Below are 19,325 nucleotides of genomic sequence, written 5' to 3' on the forward strand. Positions count from 1 at the left end.
CTGTGGCCCGTCATACCCCCATTGAGCGTTACCGCAACTTCGGCATCATGGCTCACATTGATGCTGGCAAGACCACGACCTCCGAGCGCATCCTTTTCTACACCGGTGTGAACCACAAGATCGGTGAAGTCCATGATGGCGCCGCCACCATGGATTGGATGGAGCAGGAGCAGGAGCGCGGCATTACCATCCAGTCCGCGGCTACCACCTGCTTCTGGAAGGGCATGGACAAGTCGCTCGACGAGCACCGATTCAACATCATCGACACCCCCGGGCACGTCGACTTCACCATTGAAGTCGAGCGTTCGCTGCGCGTGCTCGACGGTGCGGTGTTCGTGCTGTGTGCGGTCGGCGGCGTCCAGCCGCAGTCCGAGACGGTGTGGCGCCAGGCCAACAAGTACAGCGTGCCGCGCCTTGCGTTCGTCAACAAGATGGACCGCACCGGCGCCAACTTCCGCAAGGTCGTTGGCCAGCTGAAGTCGCGCCTCGCCGCTTCCCCGGTCCCGATGCAGCTGCCGATCGGCGCTGAAGAGGGCTTCGAGGGCGTGGTCGACCTCATCAAGATGAAGTCGATCATCTGGGACATGTCTACGCAGGGCAACACCTTCACCTACGCCGAGATTCCGGCCGATCTGCTCGAGGAAGCCAAGACTGCCCGTGAGTTCATGGTCGAGTCCGCCGCCGAGTCGTCGGAAGAGCTGATGGAGAAGTATCTCGAGTCCGGTGAGCTGTCCGAGGAAGAGATCGTGCAGGGTATCCGTGCCCGCACGATCACCTGCGACATCATCCCGATGTTCTGCGGCACCGCCTTCAAGAACAAGGGCGTGCAGGCGATGCTGGACGGCGTTGTCAGCTTCCTGCCGTCGCCGCTCGATCGCCCGGCCATCACCGGCATGGACGAGAACGACCAGCCGGTTACCCGCAAGGTCGGCGACAAGGAGCCGTTCTCGGCCCTGGCCTTCAAGATCATGACCGACCCGTTCGTGGGCTCGCTGACCTTCTTCCGCGTCTATTCTGGCGCGCTGAACGCTGGCGACCAGGTGTACAACCCGGTCAAGAGCAGGAAGGAGCGCATTGGCCGCCTGCTGCAGATGCACTCCAACCAGCGCGAAGAGATCAAAGAAGTGCTGTGCGGTGACATCGCGGCTGCGGTTGGCCTGAAGGACGTGACCACGGGTGAGACGCTGTGCTCGCTCGATCACATCATCACGCTTGAGCGCATGGTCTTCCCGGAGCCGGTCATCTCGATGGCCGTCGAACCCAAGACCAAGTCCGACCAGGAGAAGATGGGCGTCGCCCTCGGCCGTCTGGCGCAGGAGGATCCGTCCTTCCGCGTTCGCACGGACGAAGAGTCGGGCCAGACCATCATCGCCGGCATGGGCGAGCTGCACCTGGACATCATCGTCGACCGCATGCGTCGCGAGTTCAACGTTGAAGCCAACGTTGGCAAGCCGCAGGTCGCCTATCGCGAAACCATCCGCAAGGCGGTCAAGCAGGAAGGCAAGTTCGTGCGCCAGTCCGGTGGTCGCGGCCAGTACGGCCACATCGTCATCGAGATGGAGCCGCAGGAGCGTGGTGTTGGTTTCTCGTTCGAGAACGGCATCGTCGGTGGCGTGGTTCCCAAGGAATACGTCACCGCGGCGGGCAAGGGCATCGAAGAGCAGCTGAAGAATGGCGTGCTCGCCGGTTTCCCGGTTGTCGACGTGAAGATCAAGGCCGTGGACGGTTCGTTCCATGACGTTGACTCCAACGAAATGGCGTTCAAGATCGCTGGTTCCATGGCGTTCAAGGAAGGCTTCCAGAAGGCCAACCCGGTCCTGCTCGAGCCGATCATGAAGGTCGAAGTCGTTACTCCCGAGGACTACATGGGTGACGTGATGGGTGACCTGAGTCGTCGTCGCGGCCTGCTGCAGGGCACTGATGACACGCCGTCGGGCAAGGTCATCAACGCAATGGTTCCCCTGGGTGAAATGTTCGGCTACGCCACCTCGATGCGCTCCATGTCGCAGGGTCGTGCCACCTTCACGATGGAGTTCGACCATTACGCCGAGGCGCCCAGCAACATCGCCGAGCAGGTCATCAAGAAGTCCTGATTTCCTTACGCAAACCAAATCCAGAATTTAGAGGTAGATAGTCATGGCAAAGGGTAAGTTCGAGCGCACCAAGCCGCACGTGAACGTCGGCACCATCGGTCACGTTGACCACGGCAAGACCACGCTGACCGCCGCGCTGACCAAGATTGGCGCCGAGCGCTTCGGTGGCGAGTTCAAGGCCTACGACGCGATTGACGCGGCGCCGGAAGAGAAGGCGCGTGGCATCACGATTTCGACCGCTCACGTTGAGTACGAGTCGGAGAAGCGCCACTACGCGCACGTGGATTGCCCGGGTCACGCCGACTACGTTAAGAACATGATCACGGGTGCGGCGCAGATGGACGGCGCGATCCTAGTGTGTTCGGCCGCTGACGGCCCGATGCCGCAGACGCGCGAGCACATCCTGCTGGCCCGCCAGGTGGGCGTGCCGTACATCGTGGTCTACCTGAACAAGGCTGACCTGGTGGACGACGCCGAGCTGATGGAGCTGGTGGAGATGGAAGTCCGCGAGCTGCTGTCGAAGTACGATTTCCCGGGCGACGACACCCCGATCATCAAGGGTTCGGCGCGTTCGGCGCTGGAAGGCGACCAGTCGGAGATCGGCGTGCCGTCGATCATCGCGCTGGTGGAAGCGCTGGACACCTGGATCCCGGAGCCGCAGCGCGACGTGGACAAGGCGTTCCTGATGCCGGTCGAGGACGTGTTCTCGATTTCGGGTCGTGGCACCGTGGTGACCGGCCGCATCGAGCGCGGCATCATCAAGGTCGGTGAGGAAATCGAGATCGTCGGCATCCGTCCGACCGTCAAGACGACCGTGACCGGCGTTGAGATGTTCCGCAAGCTGCTCGACCAGGGTCAGGCGGGCGACAACGCCGGCCTGCTGCTGCGCGGCACCAAGCGTGACGACGTCGAGCGTGGCCAGGTGCTGGCCAAGCCGGGTTCGATCACCCCGCATACCGAGTTCGAGGCTGAGGTGTACGTGCTGTCGAAGGACGAGGGTGGTCGTCATACCCCGTTCTTCAAGGGCTACCGCCCGCAGTTCTACTTCCGCACGACCGACGTGACGGGCGCCTGCCAGCTGCCGGAAGGCGTTGAGATGGTGATGCCGGGCGACAACGTGAAGATGGTCGTGACCCTGATCGCGCCGATCGCGATGGACGAAGGCCTGCGCTTCGCGATCCGCGAAGGCGGCCGCACCGTCGGCGCCGGCGTGGTTGCCAAGGTGCTCAAGTAAGCGTATAGTACGCGGCTCGGTCGCCCCCAGGGGCGGCCCACATACGAAATGAGGGGCAGGACGCCCCTCGTGTTCGCGGCCAGGACGGTCGAAGCTGTGTGAAACAGCCCTTTACAGGGAGGTTTAACACAAGCTATACTTTCTTGCTCGGTGGACCAGACATGGTCCGCCGAGTTTGTTTTCCACGGGAACCAGGGCGCAAAGCCCCTGATTCCGACGCTCTTTACCGAAACAAGGAATTCGCCATGGCGGACCAGAAGATCCGGATTCGGCTCAAGGCCTACGATCATCGCCTGATTGATCGTTCGGCTTCCGAAATCGTGGAGACGGCCAAGCGGACCGGCGCGCAAGTGCGCGGACCGATCCCGCTGCCGACCAAGATTGAACGCTACACCATCCTGGTGTCGCCGCACGTCGACAAGGACGCGCGCGACCAGTACGAGACCCGCACCCACAAGCGCGTGCTGGACATCGTTGACCCGAACGACAAGACCGTTGACGCGCTCATGAAGCTCGAGCTCGCGGCCGGCGTTGACGTTCAGATCAAGCTGACCTGAGGCACATACCATGACGACCAAAAATATTGGAATCGTGGGCCGCAAGGCGGGCATGAGCCGCATTTTCACCGAGGACGGTCGTTCCATCCCGGTGACCGTGATCGAGGCCAGCCCGAATCGCATCACCCAGATCAAGACCACTGAGACCGACGGCTACACCGCCGTGCAGGTCACTGCCGGCACCAAGCGCGCCGCGCTGGTCAACAAGCCGCTCTCCGGCCACTACGCCAAGGCGAAAGTGGAAGCAGGGCGCGGCCTGTGGGAGTTCCGCATCGAAGACAAGGATGCAGGCAGCTTCGAAGTCGGCAACGAGATCAAGGCGGACATCTTCACTGTCGGTCAGCTGGTTGACGTTGCCGGTATCACGAAGGGCAAGGGCTTCCAGGGCACCATCAAGAAGTATCACTTCAAGATGGGCGACGCCACGCACGGTAACTCGCTGTCGCACCGCTCGCCGGGTTCCATCGGCCAGCGCCAGACGCCGGGCCGCGTTTTCCCGGGCAAGAAGATGGCCGGACACATGGGTGCGATCCAGCAGACCATGCAGAACCTGGAAGTGATCAAGGTCGACGCCGAGCGCGGTCTGATTGCGATCAAGGGTTCCGTTCCCGGTGCGCCGGGCGGCGACGTGATCGTCCGCCCCACGAGCAAAGGTTGAGGAGTAAGTAATGGAACTCGCCGTTATTGGAAGCGCCAAGACGCTGTCGGTATCCGACGCGATCTTCGGTCGCGAATTTAGCGAGGATCTCGTGCACCAGGTGGTCGTTGCTTTCCGCAACGCCGGCCGGGCTGGCACCAAGGCCCAGCTGACGCGTTCGGAAGTCCGCGGCACCACCAAGAAGTTCAAGAAGCAGAAGGGCGGCGGTGCTCGCCACGGTGACTATCGCGCCCCGATCTTCATCGGTGGTGGCGTTACGTTTGCCGCCAAGCCGCGCAACTTCGCCCAGAAGGTAAACCGCAAGATGTACCGCGCAGCTGTCTGCGCGATCATCTCGGAGCTGAACCGCCAGGGCCGCCTGAAGATCGTCGATGCCTTTGACATCGCCGAGCCGAAGACGAAGGCCATGGTCGCCAAGTTGAAAGAGATGGGCGTCGCCCATCCGTTGATCGTTACCGAGAACGGCACCGAATCCCTGTACCTGGCCGCCCGCAATCTGCCCTACGTGCAGGTTCGCGACGTCCAGGGCCTGGACCCGGTCGCGCTGGTCGGTGCCGAGCACGTGATCATGACCGCGGAAGCGGTCGCGAAGGTCGAGGAGTGGCTGGCATGAGCAACATCAAGAACTTCGGCATTCTCCGCGCGCCGCGCGTGTCTGAAAAGACTGCGCGCATTCAAGAGCAGAGCAACCAGTACGTCTTCGAAGTGGCGACGACTGCGACCAAGGCTGACGTCAAGTCTGCCGTTGAGTCGCTGTTCAACGTCAAGGTCGAAGCGGTCAACGTGTTGAACGTGAAGGGTAAGAGCAAGACCTTCCGTTCGCGCGCAGGCCGTCGCGGCGACTGGCGCAAAGCATACGTTCGCCTGGCCGAAGGCCAGACGATCGACGTGATGGCCAAGGCCTGAGGCATACCCATGGCACTTATGACATTCAAGCCGACCTCGCCTGGCCGCCGCGCCATGGTGCGCGTCTCCACCGCTGGCCTCCACAAGGGTGGCCCGCTGGAATCGCTGGTCGAAAAGCAGAGCAAGAGCGGCGGCCGTAATAACAACGGTCGCATCACCACCCGTCACATCGGTGGTGGCCACAAGCAGCATTACCGCATCATCGACTTCAAGCGCGACAAAGAGGGCATTCCGGCCCGCGTTGAGCGCGTGGAGTACGATCCCAACCGCACCGCGCACATCGCGCTGCTGTGCTACGCCGATGGCGAGCGTCGTTACATCATTGCCCCCAAGGGCATGGTGCAGGGCGACCAGGTCATCGCCGGCAAGGATGCGCCGATCAAGAATGGCAACAGCCTTCCGCTTCGCAACATGCCGGTGGGTTCGACCGTGCATTGCGTCGAGATGAAGCCGGGCAAGGGTGCACAGCTGGCTCGCGCCGCTGGCGCTGGCGCCCAGCTGATCTCGCGTGACGGCGCCTACGCCATCCTGCGTCTTCGCTCCGGCGAAATGCGCAAGGTGCCGTCGGACTGCCGCGCCACCATCGGTGAAGTCGGCAACGTCGAGCACAACCTCGAGAAGCTGGGCAAGGCTGGTGCGAAGCGCTGGCGCGGCGTCAAGCCGACTGTCCGCGGCGCCGCCATGAACCCGGTGGACCATCCGCACGGCGGTGGTGAGGCCAAGGCTGGCCAGGGCAACCCGCATCCGGTGTCCCCGTGGGGCACGCCGGCCAAGGGTTACAAGACGCGCAAGAACAAGCGCACCCAGAAGTTCATCGTGCGCGATCGTAGGGGTTGATAGGCCATGGCACGTTCTCTTAAGAAAGGTCCCTTCATCGACCACCACCTCGTCAAGAAGGTGGAGGCCGCTCAGGGCAACAGCAAGAAGCCGATCAAGACTTGGTCGCGTCGTTCCATGGTCTCGCCGGAAATGGTCGGGCTCACCATCGCCATTCATAATGGCAAGGTGCATATCCCGGTCCTCGTCAACGAGAACATGGTTGGTCACAAGCTCGGCGAGTTCGCCCTCACCAGGACCTTCAAGGGTCATGGCGGCGACAAGAAAGCCGGCAAGTAAGGGGATATGACTATGGAATCCAAAGCCATTCTCCGCACGGCCCGGATCTCGCCGCAGAAGGCCCGTCTGGTTGCTGACCAGGTTCGTGGCATGCAGGCCTCCCGCGCCCACGATCTGCTGAAGTTCTCGGACAAGAAAGCCGCCCACCTGATCGGTAAGGTCTTGTGGTCCGCGATTTCGAATGCCGAAAACAACCTCGGCGCTGACATCGACGAACTCAAGGTCGCCACCATCATGGTCGACGAGGGTCCCGTCCTGAAGCGTTTCATGGCCCGCGCCAAGGGCCGCGGCACCCGCATCCTCAAGCGCACCAGCCACATCACTGTGGTTGTGGGCTCAGGCAAGTAAGGCAGGGACGAAGAATATGGGTCACAAAGTTCATCCGACCGGAATCCGCCTGGGCATTGCCAAGGACTGGAACTCCAAGTGGTTCGCCAACAAGCGCGACTACGCCCAGTACCTCACGTCCGACCTCAAGGTCCGTGCGATGCTGCGCAAGAAGCTCGCCCAGGCCGGCATCTCGAAGATCCTGATCGAGCGCCCGTCGAAGTCCGCTCGCGTCACGATTCACTCTGCCCGTCCGGGCGTGGTGATCGGTAAGCGCGGTGAGGACATCGAGAAGCTCCGCAAGGAAGTTTCGGACATCATGGGCGTCCCGGCGCACATCAACGTCGCCGAAGTCCGCAAGCCGGAGCTCGACGCGCAGCTGGTCGCCGAGTCGATCGCGCAGCAGCTCGAGCGCCGCATCATGTTCCGCCGCGCGATGAAGCGCGCCGTCGGCAACTCGATGCGCCTCGGCGCGCTGGGCATCAAGGTCAACGTCGCCGGTCGCCTCAACGGTGCCGAGATCGCGCGTTCCGAGTGGTACCGCGAGGGCCGCGTGCCCCTGCATACCCTCCGCGCGGACATTGACTACGGTTTCGCCGAAGCCCTCACCACCTACGGCATCATTGGCGTGAAGGTGTGGGTCTACAAGGGCGAGATTTTCGATTTCAGCCAGGTTGGCCAGGAAAAAGTGGAGGAGCGCTCCGAGCGCCCGTCCCGTCCTGCGAAGGAAATGAGGTAAGCCGCCATGCTGCAACCCAAGCGAACCAAGTACCGCAAGGTATTCAAGTCCCGTAACGACGGCCTCAGCTGGGCCGGCGCCGCCGTCAGCTTCGGCGAGTACGGCCTGAAGGCGACCACGCACGGGCAGCTGACCGCCCGTCAGATCGAGGCCGCGCGCCGTTCCATCAGCCGCTACGTCAAGCGCGGCGGCAAGATGTGGATACGCGTGTTCCCGGACAAGCCGATCACCAAGAAGCCGATCGAAGTCCGAATGGGCGCCGGTAAGGGCAACGTCGAGTACTGGGTGGCCCAGATTGCACCGGGTCGCGTGATCTACGAGATCGAGGGCGTCGACGAAGCCACCGCTCGCGAGGCGTTCCGCCTGGCGGCCGCCAAGCTCTCGGTGCAGACCACTTTCGTGACCCGGACGGTGCGCTGATATGGAACTCAAGGAACTGCGTCAAAAGTCGGCGACCGAGCTGAAGAACCACCTGCTGGACCTGCACAAGGAGCAGTTTGCGCTCCGCATGCAGAAGGCAACCGGTCAGCTCAACGCCCCCCACCGAATCAAGCTGGTCCGTCGCGAAATTGCGCAGACGATGACCTTGCTGACCGATAAGAAGTAAGGGCGAGCTATGAGCGATAATGCCAATCAGACGCGCACGGTCGAAGGCCGCGTCGTCAGCAACAAGATGAACAAGTCCGTGACGATCCTTGTGGAGCGCCAGGTCAAGCACCCGCTGTACGGTAAGTACATCCGGCGTTCGACCAAGCTCCATGCCCACGACGAAGAGAACACCTGCAATGAAGGTGATTTCGTCCGGGTTTCCGAGTGCCGTCCGCTGTCCAAGACCAAGAACTGGCGCGTGGTTGAAATCATCACGCGCGCCGTGAAGTAAGGAGGCCAGAAATGATCCAGGTACAAAGCTACCTCGAGGCCGCCGACAATTCCGGCGCCAAGGAAATGATGTGCATCAAGGTGCTCGGCGGCTCCAAGCGTCGTTACGCCCACATCGGCGACATCATCAAGGTCACCGTCAAGGATGCCATTCCGCGCGGCAAGGTTAAAAAGGGCGAGGTCTACGACGCTGTCGTGGTCCGCACCCGTTCCGGCGTGCGCCGGGCCGATGGTTCGCTGATCCGTTTCGACGGAAACGCGGCCGTGCTGCTGAATAACAAGCAGGAGCCGATCGGCACCCGCATCTTCGGGCCCGTGACCCGTGAACTTCGTACCGAGAAGTTCATGAAGATCGTCTCGCTCGCTCCCGAAGTGATCTGAGCGAAGGAACAGGATAATGAACCGTATTCGCAAGGGCGACCAGGTGATCATCATCGCCGGTGCCGACAAGGGCAAGAAGGGTGAAGTCGTGCGTGTTGCCGGTGACAAGGTCATCGTGCAGAACGTCAACATCATCAAGCGCCACACCAAGCCGAATCCTCAGGCGAATGTCGCCGGCGGAATCGTCGAGCGCGAGGCGCCGATCCATATCTCCAACGTCATGCTGTTCAGCCAGGCCTCGGGCAAGGGTGAGCGGATTGGTTTCAAGGTGCTCGAGAATGGACGCAAAGTGCGTGTGTTCCGCTCGAGCGGTGAGGCGATCGACGCCTAAGGAATGATGTAATGAGCACCCGTCTCGAAAAGTTCTACCAGGAAACCGTAGTTCCGAAGCTCATGGAGCAGTTCGGCTACGACAACATCATGCAGGTCCCGCGCGTTTCCAAGATCACGCTGAACATGGGCGTGGGCGAGGCCGTGGGTAACAAGAAGATCCTGGAAAATGCCGTTGCCGACATGACCAAGATCGCCGGCCAGAAGCCGATCACCACCAACGCCCGCGTCTCCGTCGCCAGCTTCAAGATCCGCGACGGCTGGCCGATTGGCTGCAAGGTGACCTTGCGCCGGGCGAAGATGTTCGAGTTCCTGGACCGCCTGATCAACGTCTCGCTGCCCCGTGTGCGCGACTTCCGCGGCGTGTCCGGCCGTTCCTTCGATGGCCGTGGCAACTACAACATGGGCATCAAGGAGCAGATCATCTTCCCCGAGATCGATTTCGACGCCGTTGATGCAATGCGCGGCATGGATATCGCCATCACCACGACGGCGAAGACCAACGACGAAGCCAAGGCGCTGCTGCAGGCGTTCGGCTTCCCGTTCCGTAACTGATTTCGAGGATATAGATCATGGCCAAGACGTCGATGGTTAACCGCGATATCAAGCGGAAGAAGCTGGTCGCCAAGTACGCGACCAAGCGCAACGAGCTCAAGCAGATCATCAACAGCGTCACCTCCTCTTTCGAAGAGAAGATGGATGCTGGCTCCAAGCTGCAGAAGCTGCCGCGTGACTCGAGCCCGAGCCGCGTTCGCAACCGCTGCGAACTCACCGGCCGCGCACGCGGCGTGTACAGCAAGTTCGGCCTCGGCCGTAACAAGCTGCGCGAAGCCACGATGCGTGGTGACGTACCGGGCCTGCGCAAGGCCAGCTGGTAATCGCCGGCCCCCCAGGGGGCCAGCGGATATCGGTGCTCCTGACACCTAAAAGGGTAAGAAACAATGAGCATGACTGATCCTATCGCCGACATGCTGGTGCGCATCAAGAACGCGCTCGCAGTCGGTAAGCCGCAGGTTTCCATGCCTGCCTCCAAGATGAAGATGGCTATCGCCACCGTTCTCAAGTCCGAGGGTTATATCGGCGAGTTCCGCGTGAACGGCGAGGGTGCCAAGGCCACTTTGGAAGTCTCCCTGAAGTACTACGAAGGCAAGCCGGTGATCGAGCGCCTTGAGCGCGTCTCCCGTTCGGGCCTGCGTAAGTACAAGGGCAAGGACGACCTGCCGAAGGTGCTTGCCGGCCTCGGCGTCGCCATCATTTCGACTTCCAAGGGTCTGATGACCGATCGCCAGGCCCGCGCTGCGGGTGTGGGCGGCGAAGTCATCTGCCTCGTGGCCTAAGGAGAACGCACCCATGTCCCGCGTTGCCAAGAAGCCGATCCAAATGCCCAAGGGCGTTGATTTCAATGCCACCGCCGACAAGGTCACGGTCAAGGGCCCCAAGGGCACCCTGAGCATGACCAAGCCGACCGGCGTCGAGTTCAATCTCGACAATGGCGTTCTGCAGCTGTCTGCTGCCCATGCCGATAACGTTCCGATGGCCGGTACCGCCCGCGCGATCGTTGCCAACATGATTCACGGTGTTGCCGAGGGCTTCACCCGCAAGCTCGAGCTGGTCGGCGTCGGTTACCGTGCCGCCATGCAGGGCAAGGACCTGAACCTGAGCCTGGGCTTCTCGCACCCCACCGTGTACGTGGCGCCCGAGGGCATCACGCTGACGACGCCGACCCAGACCGAGATCCTGGTCTCCGGTGCGGACAAGCAGCAGGTGGGCGAAGTTGCCGCCAAGATCCGTGCGTACCGCAAGCCGGAGCCCTACAAGGGCAAGGGCATCCGTTACTCCGGCGAGAAGATCATCATGAAGGAAGCCAAGAAGGCCTAATGGGCGCTTCCGCTTCCGCTTCCTCGAGGTAAATACCATGGACAAGAACATCGCCCGTCTGCGCCGCGCCAAGACCACGCGTTCGCATATCCGCAAGCTTGGCGTCGCCCGCCTGTCGGTGCTTCGCTCGGGCCAGCACATCTACGCCCAGTTGTTCACCTCCGACGGCTCCAAGGTGTTGGCTTCGGCCTCCACCGTGCAGGCCGACGTGAAGGAAGGCCTCAAGGGCAGCAAGAACATGGAAGCCGCCGCCAAGGTCGGCCGCACGATCGCCGCCAAGGCGCTCGCTGCTGGTATCGACAAGGTTGCCTTCGATCGTTCCGGCTACCGCTATCACGGTCGCATCAAGGCCTTGGCCGATGCTGCCCGTGAGGGTGGTCTGCAGTTCTAAGCCTTCGGGCTATACAGGCCCTCGGGCTTGAGTTTCCAGTTCCAACCACAACCATAAGCGGCCATAGGCCGTAAGCAAACCCAGGAATCCATTCATATGGCCAGCAACGATCGCGATCGCAATCGCGGGGAAAGCGACGACGGCTTCATCGAGAAGCTTGTCGCCGTCAACCGCGTCTCCAAGACCGTCAAGGGCGGTCGTCAGTTCACCTTCACCGCGCTGACCGTTGTCGGCGACGGCGCAGGCAAGGTCGGCTTCGGTTACGGCAAGGCGCGTGAAGTGCCGGTCGCTATCCAGAAGTCGATGGAATACGCCCGCAAGGCGATGGTCCAGGTCGATCTGAACGAAGGTACCCTGTGGCACCCGGTCAAGTCCGGCCACGGCGCTGCTCGCGTCTACATGCAGCCCGCGTCGGAAGGTACCGGCGTGATCGCCGGCGGCGCCATGCGCGCCGTGCTCGAGGCGGTCGGCGTGAAGAACGTGCTGGCCAAGGCCGTGGGTTCGCGCAACCCGATCAATCTGGTCCGCGCCACCGTCAAGGGCCTGACTGAGACCACCTCGCCGGCGCGCATTGCCGCCAAGCGTGGCAAGAAGCTCGAGGAGATCCTCAATGGCTGACAAGACCGTCAAGGTTCGCCTGGTGAAAGGCCTTCGTGGCTGCCAGGCCCGCCACCGCCTCTCCGTGAAGGCCCTTGGCCTGAACAAGATCAATGACGTCCGCGAACTGAAGGACTCTCCGTCCGTGCGCGGCCTGATCAACCAGGTGCATTACCTGGTTCGCGTCGAGTCCTGAGCGAGCCAAGGAGAAACCATATGAAGCTTAATACTCTCAAGCCCGCTGACGGCGCCCGCAAAGATCGCGTCCGCGTCGGTCGCGGCATCGGCTCCGGCCTCGGCAAGACCGCGGGTCGCGGCCACAAGGGCTCGTTCGCTCGTTCCGGCAAGGGCAAGATCAAGGCCGGTTTCGAAGGCGGCCAGATGCCCATCTACAAGCGCCTCCCGAAGGTCGGCTTCCGCTCCAAGCTGAAGAACGACACCGCGGAAGTGCTGCTGTACCAGCTCGACAAGCTCGAGGCCGGCGAGATCGATTTCGCCGCGCTGCGCGCTGCCAAGCTGGTGCCGTCGAACGCCAAGCAGGCGAAGATCGTCAAGAAGGGCGAGCTCACGAAGAAGTTCGTGCTCAAGGGCCTGCTTGCAACGGTCGGTGCCAAGGCCGCTGTTGAAGCGGCCGGCGGCAGCGTGACGGAGTAAGGCCTTGACGCAGTCCACTTCCGCAGCAAGCGCCCTGGGAGGGCTCGGTAAATTCACCGAGCTCCGCCAGCGCCTGGTCTTCGTGATCATTGCGCTGATCGTTTACCGCATCGGTAGCTACATCCCGGTGCCGGGCATCGATCCGCAGCGGATGCTGGAACTGATGGAGGCCCAGCAGGGCACCATCGTCGACATGTTCAACATGTTCTCCGGTGGCGCCCTGAATCGCTTCAGCCTGTTCGCGCTGAACGTGATTCCGTACATTTCGTCCTCGATCATCGTGCAGCTGATGGGCCAGATCTACGAGCCCTGGAAGGCGATGAAGAAGGAAGGCGAGAGCGGTCGGCGCAAGCTGACCCAGTACTCGCGCATTGGTGCTGTCGTGCTCGCCGTTGTTCAGGCCGGCTCGATCGCCAGCATGCTGCAGCAGCAGCCGGGCGTGGTGTTCGCGCCGGGCCCTGGCTTCATCCTCACAGCAATCGTGGCGCTCACCGCCGGCACCATCTTCCTGATGTGGCTGGGCGAGCAGATCACCGAGCGCGGCATCGGTAACGGTATCTCGCTGATCATCTTCGCGGGTATCGTCGCCAGCTTGCCGAGCGCGGCCATCTCGACCGTGCAGCAGGTCAGCAGTGGCGAGCTCAGCTGGTTCGCAGTGCTGGTGATTCTGGCCCTGGTGGTCGGCGTTACCTACTTCGTGGTGTTCATGGAGCGCGGCCAGCGCCGCATCACCGTGAACTATGCCCGTCGCCAGGGTGGGCGCCAGGCGTACATGAACCAGAACTCGCACCTGCCGCTAAAGCTCAACATGGCCGGCGTGATCCCCGCGATCTTCGCCTCCAGCCTGATCATGTTCCCGGCGACCATGGTGCAGTGGTTTGGTCAGGCCGGCGCGCCTACCGGCGACGCTTGGCGCGACCGCCTCAGCGGTTGGCTGCAAAGCTTCAGCCAGGCGCTTGCGCCGAGCGAGCCGCTGCACATGCTGCTCTACGGTGGCCTGATCATGGGCTTCGCGTTCTTCTACACCGCGCTGGTATTCAACTCCCAGGAAACCGCGGATAATCTCAAGAAGTCGGGCGCCCTGGTGCCTGGCATCCGTCCGGGCAAGGCCACCGCCGACTACATCGACGGCGTGCTGACCCGGCTGACCCTGATCGGTTCGCTGTACCTGGTGCTGGTCTGCCTGTTGCCCGAAGTCATTCGGTCCTTCTGGTCGGTTCCGTTCTATTTCGGCGGCACGTCGCTGCTGATTGTGGTTGTGGTGGTGATGGACTTCACCGCCCAAATCCAGGCCCACCTGATGTCACATCAGTACGAGGGCCTGATGAAGAAAGCGAATCTGAAAGGTGGCGGCCGGGGTCTTTCCCGAAGCTGACACCAACGATGGGCGGTCCGCGCGGCGGCTTGGCGCGCGGATAAGCCGGTAACTGTTCCTGCGCTGGAGTAGCGCGGGCCGCCTAACCCCAGGATGGGGGAGGGCACTACCAGCTTGTCGCCGGAGCATGGGCACACTCCCCATGCCGGGTTTCCCGGGTCTTTGGATCCGGGGGGCTACAATTGAACCCCAAGCCCTGTTATAATTCTTGATTCACTGCGCTCAATTTTAAGTTGGAGAACGCCTGATGGCGCGCATTGCGGGTGTCAACCTGCCTGTCCAGAAGCATGTCTGGGTGGGTCTGCAGAGTATCTTTGGTATCGGCCGTACTCGGTCGAAACTTGTTTGCGTCGCGGCCGAGGTGGCTCCTGCCACCAAGATTCGCGACCTGTCCGAGCCTGAAATCGAGCGTATCCGCGCCGAAGTGGCTAAGTACACCGTTGAGGGTGACCTCCGGCGCGAGGTCGGCATGTCGATCAAGCGCCTGATGGACTTGGGCTGCTATCGCGGCCTGCGCCATCGTCGCGGCCTCCCGATGCGCGGTCAGCGTACCCGGACCAACGCCCGTACCCGTAAGGGTCCGCGCAAAGCCATTAAGAAGTAAGGACCTGGCCCAATGAATAAGCCGGCAGTCAAGACCAAGAAGAAGATCAAGCGAGTCGTCACCGACGGCATCGCCCACGTCCAAGCTTCTTTCAACAACACCATCGTTACCATCACCGATCGCCAGGGCAATGCGCTGTCGTGGGCTACTTCGGGCGGCGCGGGTTTCCGCGGTTCCCGTAAGTCGACCCCGTTCGCCGCCCAGGTGGCCGCCGAGAAGGCCGGTAAGGCCGCCCTCGACTACGGTGTGAAGACGCTGGAAGTGCGCATCAAGGGCCCCGGCCCGGGTCGCGAGTCCGCCGTGCGTTCGCTGAACGCCGTCGGTTACAAGATCACCAACATCATCGATGTGACCCCGATCCCGCACAACGGGTGCCGGCCGCCGAAAAAGCGCCGCGTCTAACGGGAACTGGAGACTAAATAAATGGCTCGTTACATTGGTCCCACCTGTAAGCTCGCCCGCCGCGAAGGCGCCGACCTCAGTCTGAAGTCGCCCGCTCGCGCGATCGATTCCAAGTGCAAGCTTGAGCAGAAGCCTGGCCAGCACGGCCCGGTTGCCCGTAAGGGCAAGCTGTCCGACTACGCCACCCAGCTTCGCGAGAAGCAGAAGGTCAAGCGTATCTACGGCCTGCTGGAACGTCAGTTCCGCTCGTACTACACCAAGGCTGCCCGCAAGAAGGGCAACACCGGTGAAACCCTGCTGCAGATGCTCGAGCAGCGCCTCGACAACGTCGTGTATCGCATGGGCTTCGCCGTGACCCGCCCCCAAGCTCGCCAGCTGGTGTCGCACAAGGGCGTTCTGGTCAATGGCAAGCCGGTGAATCTGCCGTCTTACCAGATCAAGGCCGGCGATGCCGTCACCCTGACCGAGAAGGCGCAGAAGCACCTTAACGTCCAGGAAGCCGTGAACCTGTCCCAGCAGATGGACTTGGTCCCGAGCTGGTGCGAAGTCGACGCGAAGAAGTTCGCCGGCGTCTTCAAGGCAGTCCCGGATCGTGCCGACCTGCCTGCGGATATCAATGAAGCGCTGATCGTCGAGTTGTACTCGAAGTAATCCTCTCAGGAGACACCTTGACCATGACGGTTACCGCTACTTCGGTGCTGCGTCCGCGCGGCCCCCACATTGAACGCCTCGGCTCCAACCGCGCCAAGGTGGTCATCGAGCCGCTCGAGCGCGGCTATGGCCACACGCTGGGCAATGCCCTGCGTCGCGTGCTTTTGTCTTCGATCCCCGGCTTCGCCATTACGGAAGTCGAGATTGACGGCGTGCTGCACGAGTACACCACCGTCGAGGGTCTGCAGGAGGACGTTCTCGAAGTCCTGCTCAACCTCAAGGACGTGGCCATCCGCATGCACAACGTGGACCACACCACGCTGACGCTGCAGAAGAAGGGCCCGGGTATCGTCACCGCTGCCGACATCAAGACCGACCACAACGTCGAGATTCTGAACCTCGATCACGTGATTGCCCACCTCACCAAGGACACGGCGCTGAACATGCGCCTGAAGATCGAGCGCGGTTTCGGCTATCAGCCGGCCGCCGATCGCCGCCGCCCGGACGAAGAGTCCCGTGCGATCGGTCGCCTGGTGCTGGATGCGACTTTCTCGCCGGTTCGCCGCGTCGCGTATGCCGTGGAAGCGGCCCGCGTCGAGCAGCGCACCGACCTGGACAAGCTGGTGCTTGAGATCGAGACCAACGGCACCATCGATGCCGAAGACGCCATCCGCACGGCCGCTGACATCCTCACGGACCAGCTGTCGGTGTTCGGCGACTTCACGCAGCGTGACCGCAGTGCCGCCAAGCCGTCTGCGACGGGCATCGATCCGGTGCTTCTGCGCCCGATCGACGACCTGGAACTGACGGTGCGTTCGGCCAACTGCCTCAAGGCCGAGAACATCTACTACATCGGCGACCTGATCCAGCGCACCGAGGTCGAGCTGCTCAAGACCCCGAACCTGGGCAAGAAATCGCTCACCGAGATCAAGGAAGTGCTTGCACAGCGCGGCCTTTCCCTCGGCATGAAGCTGGAGAACTGGCCGCCGGCCGGCCTGCAGCAGGGCATGCTGGGCTGAGCCCGGTAATTTACTAAGGAAACACGACCATGCGCCATCGTAATTCCGGACGCCAACTCAGCCGTAACAGTGCCCATCGCGACGCGATGTTCAGCAACATGGCGGCGTCTCTTATCAAGCACGAACTCATCCGCACCACCTTGCCCAAGGCCAAGGAACTGCGTCGCGTTGCCGAGCCGCTCATCACTATCGGCAAGACCGATGGCGTGGCGAATCGTCGCCTGGCCATGTCCCGCCTGCGTGACAAGGAAGCGGTCGGCAAGCTGTTCGTCGAGCTGGGCCCGCGTTACCAGGCCCGTCCCGGCGGCTACCTGCGCATCCTCAAGTGCGGCTTCCGTCCGGGCGACAACGCCCCGATGGCCTACGTCGAGCTGGTGGATCGCCCGCAGGTTGCGGCCGACACCGAGTAAATCGGTAGTCCATGCACGATACCCAGACCCCGGCTCCGGCCGGGGTCTTTGTTTCAGTTCGCGGAAACTTCTGCTCGCCCGCGTGGTCCGTGTAACCTGATCACCCTGTCGTGGAATACCGAGATGTCAGCCAATCCTTTCTCCTGGTCTTTCCGTGCGCAGTACCTGACTGGTTTCGCACTGTGTTTCGGCCTGATCGGCTACGCGCTTTACGTGCAGTTCGGCATGCTGATGCTGCCGTGTCCGCTGTGCATCCTGCAGCGGATTGCTTTCGCGGGCTTGGGCCTGGTGTTCCTGCTCGGCGGCCTGCATTCACCGCGCGGCCGTTGGGGGCGCGCTATCTACGGTCTGCTGGCGTTCGCTGCGGCGGCGGTCGGTGCCGGTATCGCGGGCCGGCACGTCTGGCTGCAGTCCTTGCCGCCCGGGGATGTTCCGCTATGCAGCAGCATGGGCCTGGACTATATGGTCGAAGTCATGGGCCCGCTTAATGCGCTGTCGAAGATTCTTGCCGGCTCCGGCGAATGCGCTAAGGTGGACTGGACCTTCCTCGGCGTTTCGATGCCTGCCTGGACCCTGCTGTGGTTCGTCTCGCTTGGCCTGGGCGCGCTTTGGGCGGCGCTGAAAAAGCGCAGCTGAGGTCTTTCCCAACACAGCGTCCTGACATCGCCACGGAGACCCTGTGGCATGATTTCCTTCCCCTTCCAAGACGGAACCCCGATGAGCGCCAACGATCGCAACCTGCAGCCCGTGTCAGTCCCCGGCGATTGGACGCCGGCGAGCTGGCGTGGCCGCGTTGCGACCCAGCAGCCCACCTATCCCGATCCTGTGACCCTCGCCCAAGTTCAGGATGAACTCGGGCGCCTTCCGCCGCTGGTGACGTCGTGGGAGATACTGGCACTCAAGAAGCAGCTGGCCGAGGCCCAGGAGGGCAAGCGCTTCCTGCTTCAGGGCGGTGATTGCGCCGAGAGTTTCGCCGACTGCGAGTCAGGACGGATCTCCAATCGCCTCAAGGTGCTGCTGCAGATGAGCCTGGTGCTGGTCCACGGGCTACGTTTGCCGGTGGTGCGGGTAGGACGATTCGCCGGGCAATACGCCAAGCCGCGCTCAGCTGACATCGAGGAAAAGGGCGGTATTTCCCTGCCTAGCTACCGCGGCGATTTCATCAACCAGCCAGAGTTCACCGCCGAGGCGCGCACGCCGGATCCACGGCGGATGGTGAAGGGACACGCCCGTTCGGCGATGACGATGAACTTTGTCCGCGCCCTGGTGGACGGCGGTTTCGCCGACCTGCACCACCCGGAATATTGGGATTTGGGCTGGGTGGGTCATTCGCCGCTCTCGGACGAGTACCAGAAGATGGTGGCCGCCGTCGGCGATGCCGTGCGCTTCATGGAAACCATCGCTGGCGAGTCGCTGCATAACCTCAATCGGGCGGATTTCTATACCTCCCACGAGGCCTTGCTGCTGCCCTACGAGGAGGCGCTGACGCGCCAGGTGCCGCGCCAGTGGGGCTGGTTCAATCTGTCCACGCATTTCCCCTGGATCGGCATGCGCACGGCGGCGCTGGACGGCGCCCACACCGAGTATTTTCGCGGCATACGCAACCCGATCGCGGTCAAGATCGGTCCTTCGGTGACGCCGGACCAACTGCTGCGTTTGACCGACGTGCTGAACCCTGAAAACGAACCGGGCCGCCTGAGCTACATCCATCGGATGGGCGCCGCCAAGGTCGCGGACCAGTTGCCGCCGCTGCTCGACGCCATGCGCAAGGAAGGGCGCCGTGTGCTTTGGATTTGCGATCCCATGCATGGCAACACCGAGAGCACCAGCAACGGGTTCAAGACGCGCCGTTTCGCCAACATACGCAGTGAGGTCGAAGCCAGCTTCGAGCTGCACGCCGCCGCCGGGACCCGCCTGGGCGGTATGCATCTGGAGCTGACCGGTGAAAACGTCACCGAATGCACGGGTGGCGCCCGCGATCTCACCGACATCGACCTTGAGCGTGCCTATCGCTCCACCGTCGATCCGCGCCTGAACTACGAGCAGTCCTTGGAAATCGCGATGCTGATCGTGCGCAAGCAGGGTCAGCTGGCAAGACCGGCCAAGGCCTGAGTCGGCGGCCGG

At 62.4% G+C, this 19,325-nt stretch carries 31 protein-coding genes; all 31 read left to right on the forward strand.

Translation table 11 applies throughout. The features are described 5' to 3' along the window. Positions 1-2: 2 nt before the first annotated feature. The gene (gene fusA / locus ACYVGY_RS03025) at positions 3-2,093 is read left to right on the forward strand and encodes an elongation factor G (RefSeq protein ID WP_460455994.1); all 2,091 of its coding nucleotides are present in this window, start codon (positions 3-5) and stop codon (positions 2,091-2,093) included. A gap of 43 nt (positions 2,094-2,136) precedes the next feature. Beyond that, positions 2,137-3,327, forward strand: a complete 1,191-nt coding sequence (gene tuf, locus ACYVGY_RS03030; protein ID WP_460455984.1) for an elongation factor Tu — start codon at positions 2,137-2,139, stop codon at positions 3,325-3,327. Between the two features lie 245 nt (positions 3,328-3,572). After that, positions 3,573-3,884, forward strand: coding sequence for a 30S ribosomal protein S10 (gene rpsJ, locus ACYVGY_RS03035; RefSeq protein ID WP_027070119.1), 312 nt, complete (start codon positions 3,573-3,575; stop codon positions 3,882-3,884). Between the two features lie 10 nt (positions 3,885-3,894). Beyond that, entirely contained in the window at positions 3,895-4,542 is a 648-nt protein-coding gene (gene rplC / locus ACYVGY_RS03040; RefSeq protein WP_460455995.1) for a 50S ribosomal protein L3, read from the forward strand. Positions 4,543-4,552: 10 nt separating this feature from the next. Next, positions 4,553-5,155 carry a 50S ribosomal protein L4 gene (gene rplD / locus ACYVGY_RS03045; protein ID WP_460455996.1) on the forward strand — a complete coding sequence of 201 codons (603 nt, stop codon included), beginning with the start codon at positions 4,553-4,555 and terminating at the stop codon, positions 5,153-5,155. Then, the gene (rplW, locus tag ACYVGY_RS03050) at positions 5,152-5,448 is read left to right on the forward strand and encodes a 50S ribosomal protein L23 (protein WP_460455997.1); all 297 of its coding nucleotides are present in this window, start codon (positions 5,152-5,154) and stop codon (positions 5,446-5,448) included. The genes rplD and rplW overlap by 4 nt, the downstream gene beginning before the upstream one ends. 9 nt (positions 5,449-5,457) lie before the next feature. Further along, complete coding sequence (rplB, locus tag ACYVGY_RS03055) at positions 5,458-6,285, forward strand: 50S ribosomal protein L2 (protein ID WP_460455998.1); 828 nt, start codon at positions 5,458-5,460, stop codon at positions 6,283-6,285. A 6-nt stretch (positions 6,286-6,291) separates the two neighbouring features. Next, positions 6,292-6,564: a 30S ribosomal protein S19 gene (gene rpsS, locus ACYVGY_RS03060; protein ID WP_460455999.1), complete on the forward strand. Its 273-nt coding sequence runs from the start codon at positions 6,292-6,294 to the stop codon at positions 6,562-6,564. A gap of 12 nt (positions 6,565-6,576) precedes the next feature. Continuing rightward, positions 6,577-6,912, forward strand: coding sequence for a 50S ribosomal protein L22 (gene rplV / locus ACYVGY_RS03065; protein WP_034213338.1), 336 nt, complete (start codon positions 6,577-6,579; stop codon positions 6,910-6,912). Positions 6,913-6,928: 16 nt separating this feature from the next. Then, on the forward strand, positions 6,929-7,630 hold the full coding sequence (rpsC, locus tag ACYVGY_RS03070; RefSeq protein ID WP_460456000.1) for a 30S ribosomal protein S3: 702 nt from the start codon (positions 6,929-6,931) through the stop codon (positions 7,628-7,630). A gap of 6 nt (positions 7,631-7,636) precedes the next feature. Then, the gene (gene rplP / locus ACYVGY_RS03075) at positions 7,637-8,050 is read left to right on the forward strand and encodes a 50S ribosomal protein L16 (RefSeq protein WP_460456001.1); all 414 of its coding nucleotides are present in this window, start codon (positions 7,637-7,639) and stop codon (positions 8,048-8,050) included. A gap of 1 nt (position 8,051) precedes the next feature. Beyond that, positions 8,052-8,237 carry a 50S ribosomal protein L29 gene (gene rpmC / locus ACYVGY_RS03080; RefSeq protein WP_034213298.1) on the forward strand — a complete coding sequence of 62 codons (186 nt, stop codon included), beginning with the start codon at positions 8,052-8,054 and terminating at the stop codon, positions 8,235-8,237. Positions 8,238-8,246: 9 nt separating this feature from the next. Next, positions 8,247-8,510, forward strand: coding sequence for a 30S ribosomal protein S17 (rpsQ, locus tag ACYVGY_RS03085; RefSeq protein ID WP_460456002.1), 264 nt, complete (start codon positions 8,247-8,249; stop codon positions 8,508-8,510). 11 nt (positions 8,511-8,521) lie between these two features. Next, positions 8,522-8,890: a 50S ribosomal protein L14 gene (gene rplN, locus ACYVGY_RS03090; protein WP_290781665.1), complete on the forward strand. Its 369-nt coding sequence runs from the start codon at positions 8,522-8,524 to the stop codon at positions 8,888-8,890. A 13-nt stretch (positions 8,891-8,903) separates the two neighbouring features. After that, positions 8,904-9,221 (forward strand): 50S ribosomal protein L24, encoded by a 318-nt coding sequence (gene rplX / locus ACYVGY_RS03095; protein ID WP_460456249.1) that lies wholly within the window; start codon positions 8,904-8,906, stop codon positions 9,219-9,221. Positions 9,222-9,232: 11 nt separating this feature from the next. Continuing rightward, a complete protein-coding gene (gene rplE / locus ACYVGY_RS03100) occupies positions 9,233-9,775 on the forward strand; it encodes a 50S ribosomal protein L5 (RefSeq protein ID WP_460456003.1) in 543 nt (180 codons plus the stop codon). Positions 9,776-9,792: 17 nt separating this feature from the next. Then, positions 9,793-10,098 carry a 30S ribosomal protein S14 gene (rpsN, locus tag ACYVGY_RS03105; protein ID WP_460456004.1) on the forward strand — a complete coding sequence of 102 codons (306 nt, stop codon included), beginning with the start codon at positions 9,793-9,795 and terminating at the stop codon, positions 10,096-10,098. A 63-nt stretch (positions 10,099-10,161) separates the two neighbouring features. Next, on the forward strand, positions 10,162-10,557 hold the full coding sequence (gene rpsH, locus ACYVGY_RS03110; protein WP_460456005.1) for a 30S ribosomal protein S8: 396 nt from the start codon (positions 10,162-10,164) through the stop codon (positions 10,555-10,557). A gap of 13 nt (positions 10,558-10,570) precedes the next feature. Next, positions 10,571-11,098 carry a 50S ribosomal protein L6 gene (rplF, locus tag ACYVGY_RS03115; RefSeq protein ID WP_460456006.1) on the forward strand — a complete coding sequence of 176 codons (528 nt, stop codon included), beginning with the start codon at positions 10,571-10,573 and terminating at the stop codon, positions 11,096-11,098. A gap of 37 nt (positions 11,099-11,135) precedes the next feature. Next, positions 11,136-11,489: a 50S ribosomal protein L18 gene (gene rplR, locus ACYVGY_RS03120; protein ID WP_460456007.1), complete on the forward strand. Its 354-nt coding sequence runs from the start codon at positions 11,136-11,138 to the stop codon at positions 11,487-11,489. A 96-nt stretch (positions 11,490-11,585) separates the two neighbouring features. Continuing rightward, positions 11,586-12,107, forward strand: a complete 522-nt coding sequence (gene rpsE, locus ACYVGY_RS03125; RefSeq protein WP_460456008.1) for a 30S ribosomal protein S5 — start codon at positions 11,586-11,588, stop codon at positions 12,105-12,107. Beyond that, positions 12,100-12,282 carry a 50S ribosomal protein L30 gene (gene rpmD, locus ACYVGY_RS03130; protein WP_034225585.1) on the forward strand — a complete coding sequence of 61 codons (183 nt, stop codon included), beginning with the start codon at positions 12,100-12,102 and terminating at the stop codon, positions 12,280-12,282. Before rpsE ends, rpmD begins: the two co-directional genes overlap by 8 nt. Before the next feature lie 20 nt (positions 12,283-12,302). Further along, positions 12,303-12,740: a 50S ribosomal protein L15 gene (rplO, locus tag ACYVGY_RS03135; protein ID WP_460456009.1), complete on the forward strand. Its 438-nt coding sequence runs from the start codon at positions 12,303-12,305 to the stop codon at positions 12,738-12,740. Between the two features lie 4 nt (positions 12,741-12,744). Further along, positions 12,745-14,115, forward strand: coding sequence for a preprotein translocase subunit SecY (gene secY, locus ACYVGY_RS03140; RefSeq protein ID WP_460456010.1), 1,371 nt, complete (start codon positions 12,745-12,747; stop codon positions 14,113-14,115). A 247-nt stretch (positions 14,116-14,362) separates the two neighbouring features. Beyond that, a complete protein-coding gene (gene rpsM / locus ACYVGY_RS03145; RefSeq protein ID WP_460456011.1) occupies positions 14,363-14,719 on the forward strand; it encodes a 30S ribosomal protein S13 in 357 nt (118 codons plus the stop codon). A 12-nt stretch (positions 14,720-14,731) separates the two neighbouring features. Further along, positions 14,732-15,121 (forward strand): 30S ribosomal protein S11, encoded by a 390-nt coding sequence (gene rpsK, locus ACYVGY_RS03150; protein ID WP_034213261.1) that lies wholly within the window; start codon positions 14,732-14,734, stop codon positions 15,119-15,121. Positions 15,122-15,142: 21 nt separating this feature from the next. Next, entirely contained in the window at positions 15,143-15,772 is a 630-nt protein-coding gene (gene rpsD / locus ACYVGY_RS03155) for a 30S ribosomal protein S4 (RefSeq protein ID WP_460456012.1), read from the forward strand. Positions 15,773-15,795: 23 nt separating this feature from the next. Next, positions 15,796-16,791, forward strand: coding sequence for a DNA-directed RNA polymerase subunit alpha (locus tag ACYVGY_RS03160; protein WP_460456013.1), 996 nt, complete (start codon positions 15,796-15,798; stop codon positions 16,789-16,791). Between the two features lie 29 nt (positions 16,792-16,820). Continuing rightward, the gene (gene rplQ / locus ACYVGY_RS03165; protein ID WP_460456014.1) at positions 16,821-17,201 is read left to right on the forward strand and encodes a 50S ribosomal protein L17; all 381 of its coding nucleotides are present in this window, start codon (positions 16,821-16,823) and stop codon (positions 17,199-17,201) included. 123 nt (positions 17,202-17,324) lie between these two features. Then, positions 17,325-17,837, forward strand: a complete 513-nt coding sequence (locus ACYVGY_RS03170; protein ID WP_460456015.1) for a disulfide bond formation protein B — start codon at positions 17,325-17,327, stop codon at positions 17,835-17,837. A gap of 81 nt (positions 17,838-17,918) precedes the next feature. Next, positions 17,919-19,313: a class II 3-deoxy-7-phosphoheptulonate synthase gene (locus ACYVGY_RS03175; protein ID WP_460456016.1), complete on the forward strand. Its 1,395-nt coding sequence runs from the start codon at positions 17,919-17,921 to the stop codon at positions 19,311-19,313. Positions 19,314-19,325 lie beyond the last annotated feature (12 nt).

It is taken from the genome of Arenimonas alkanexedens (genome assembly GCF_054781355.1).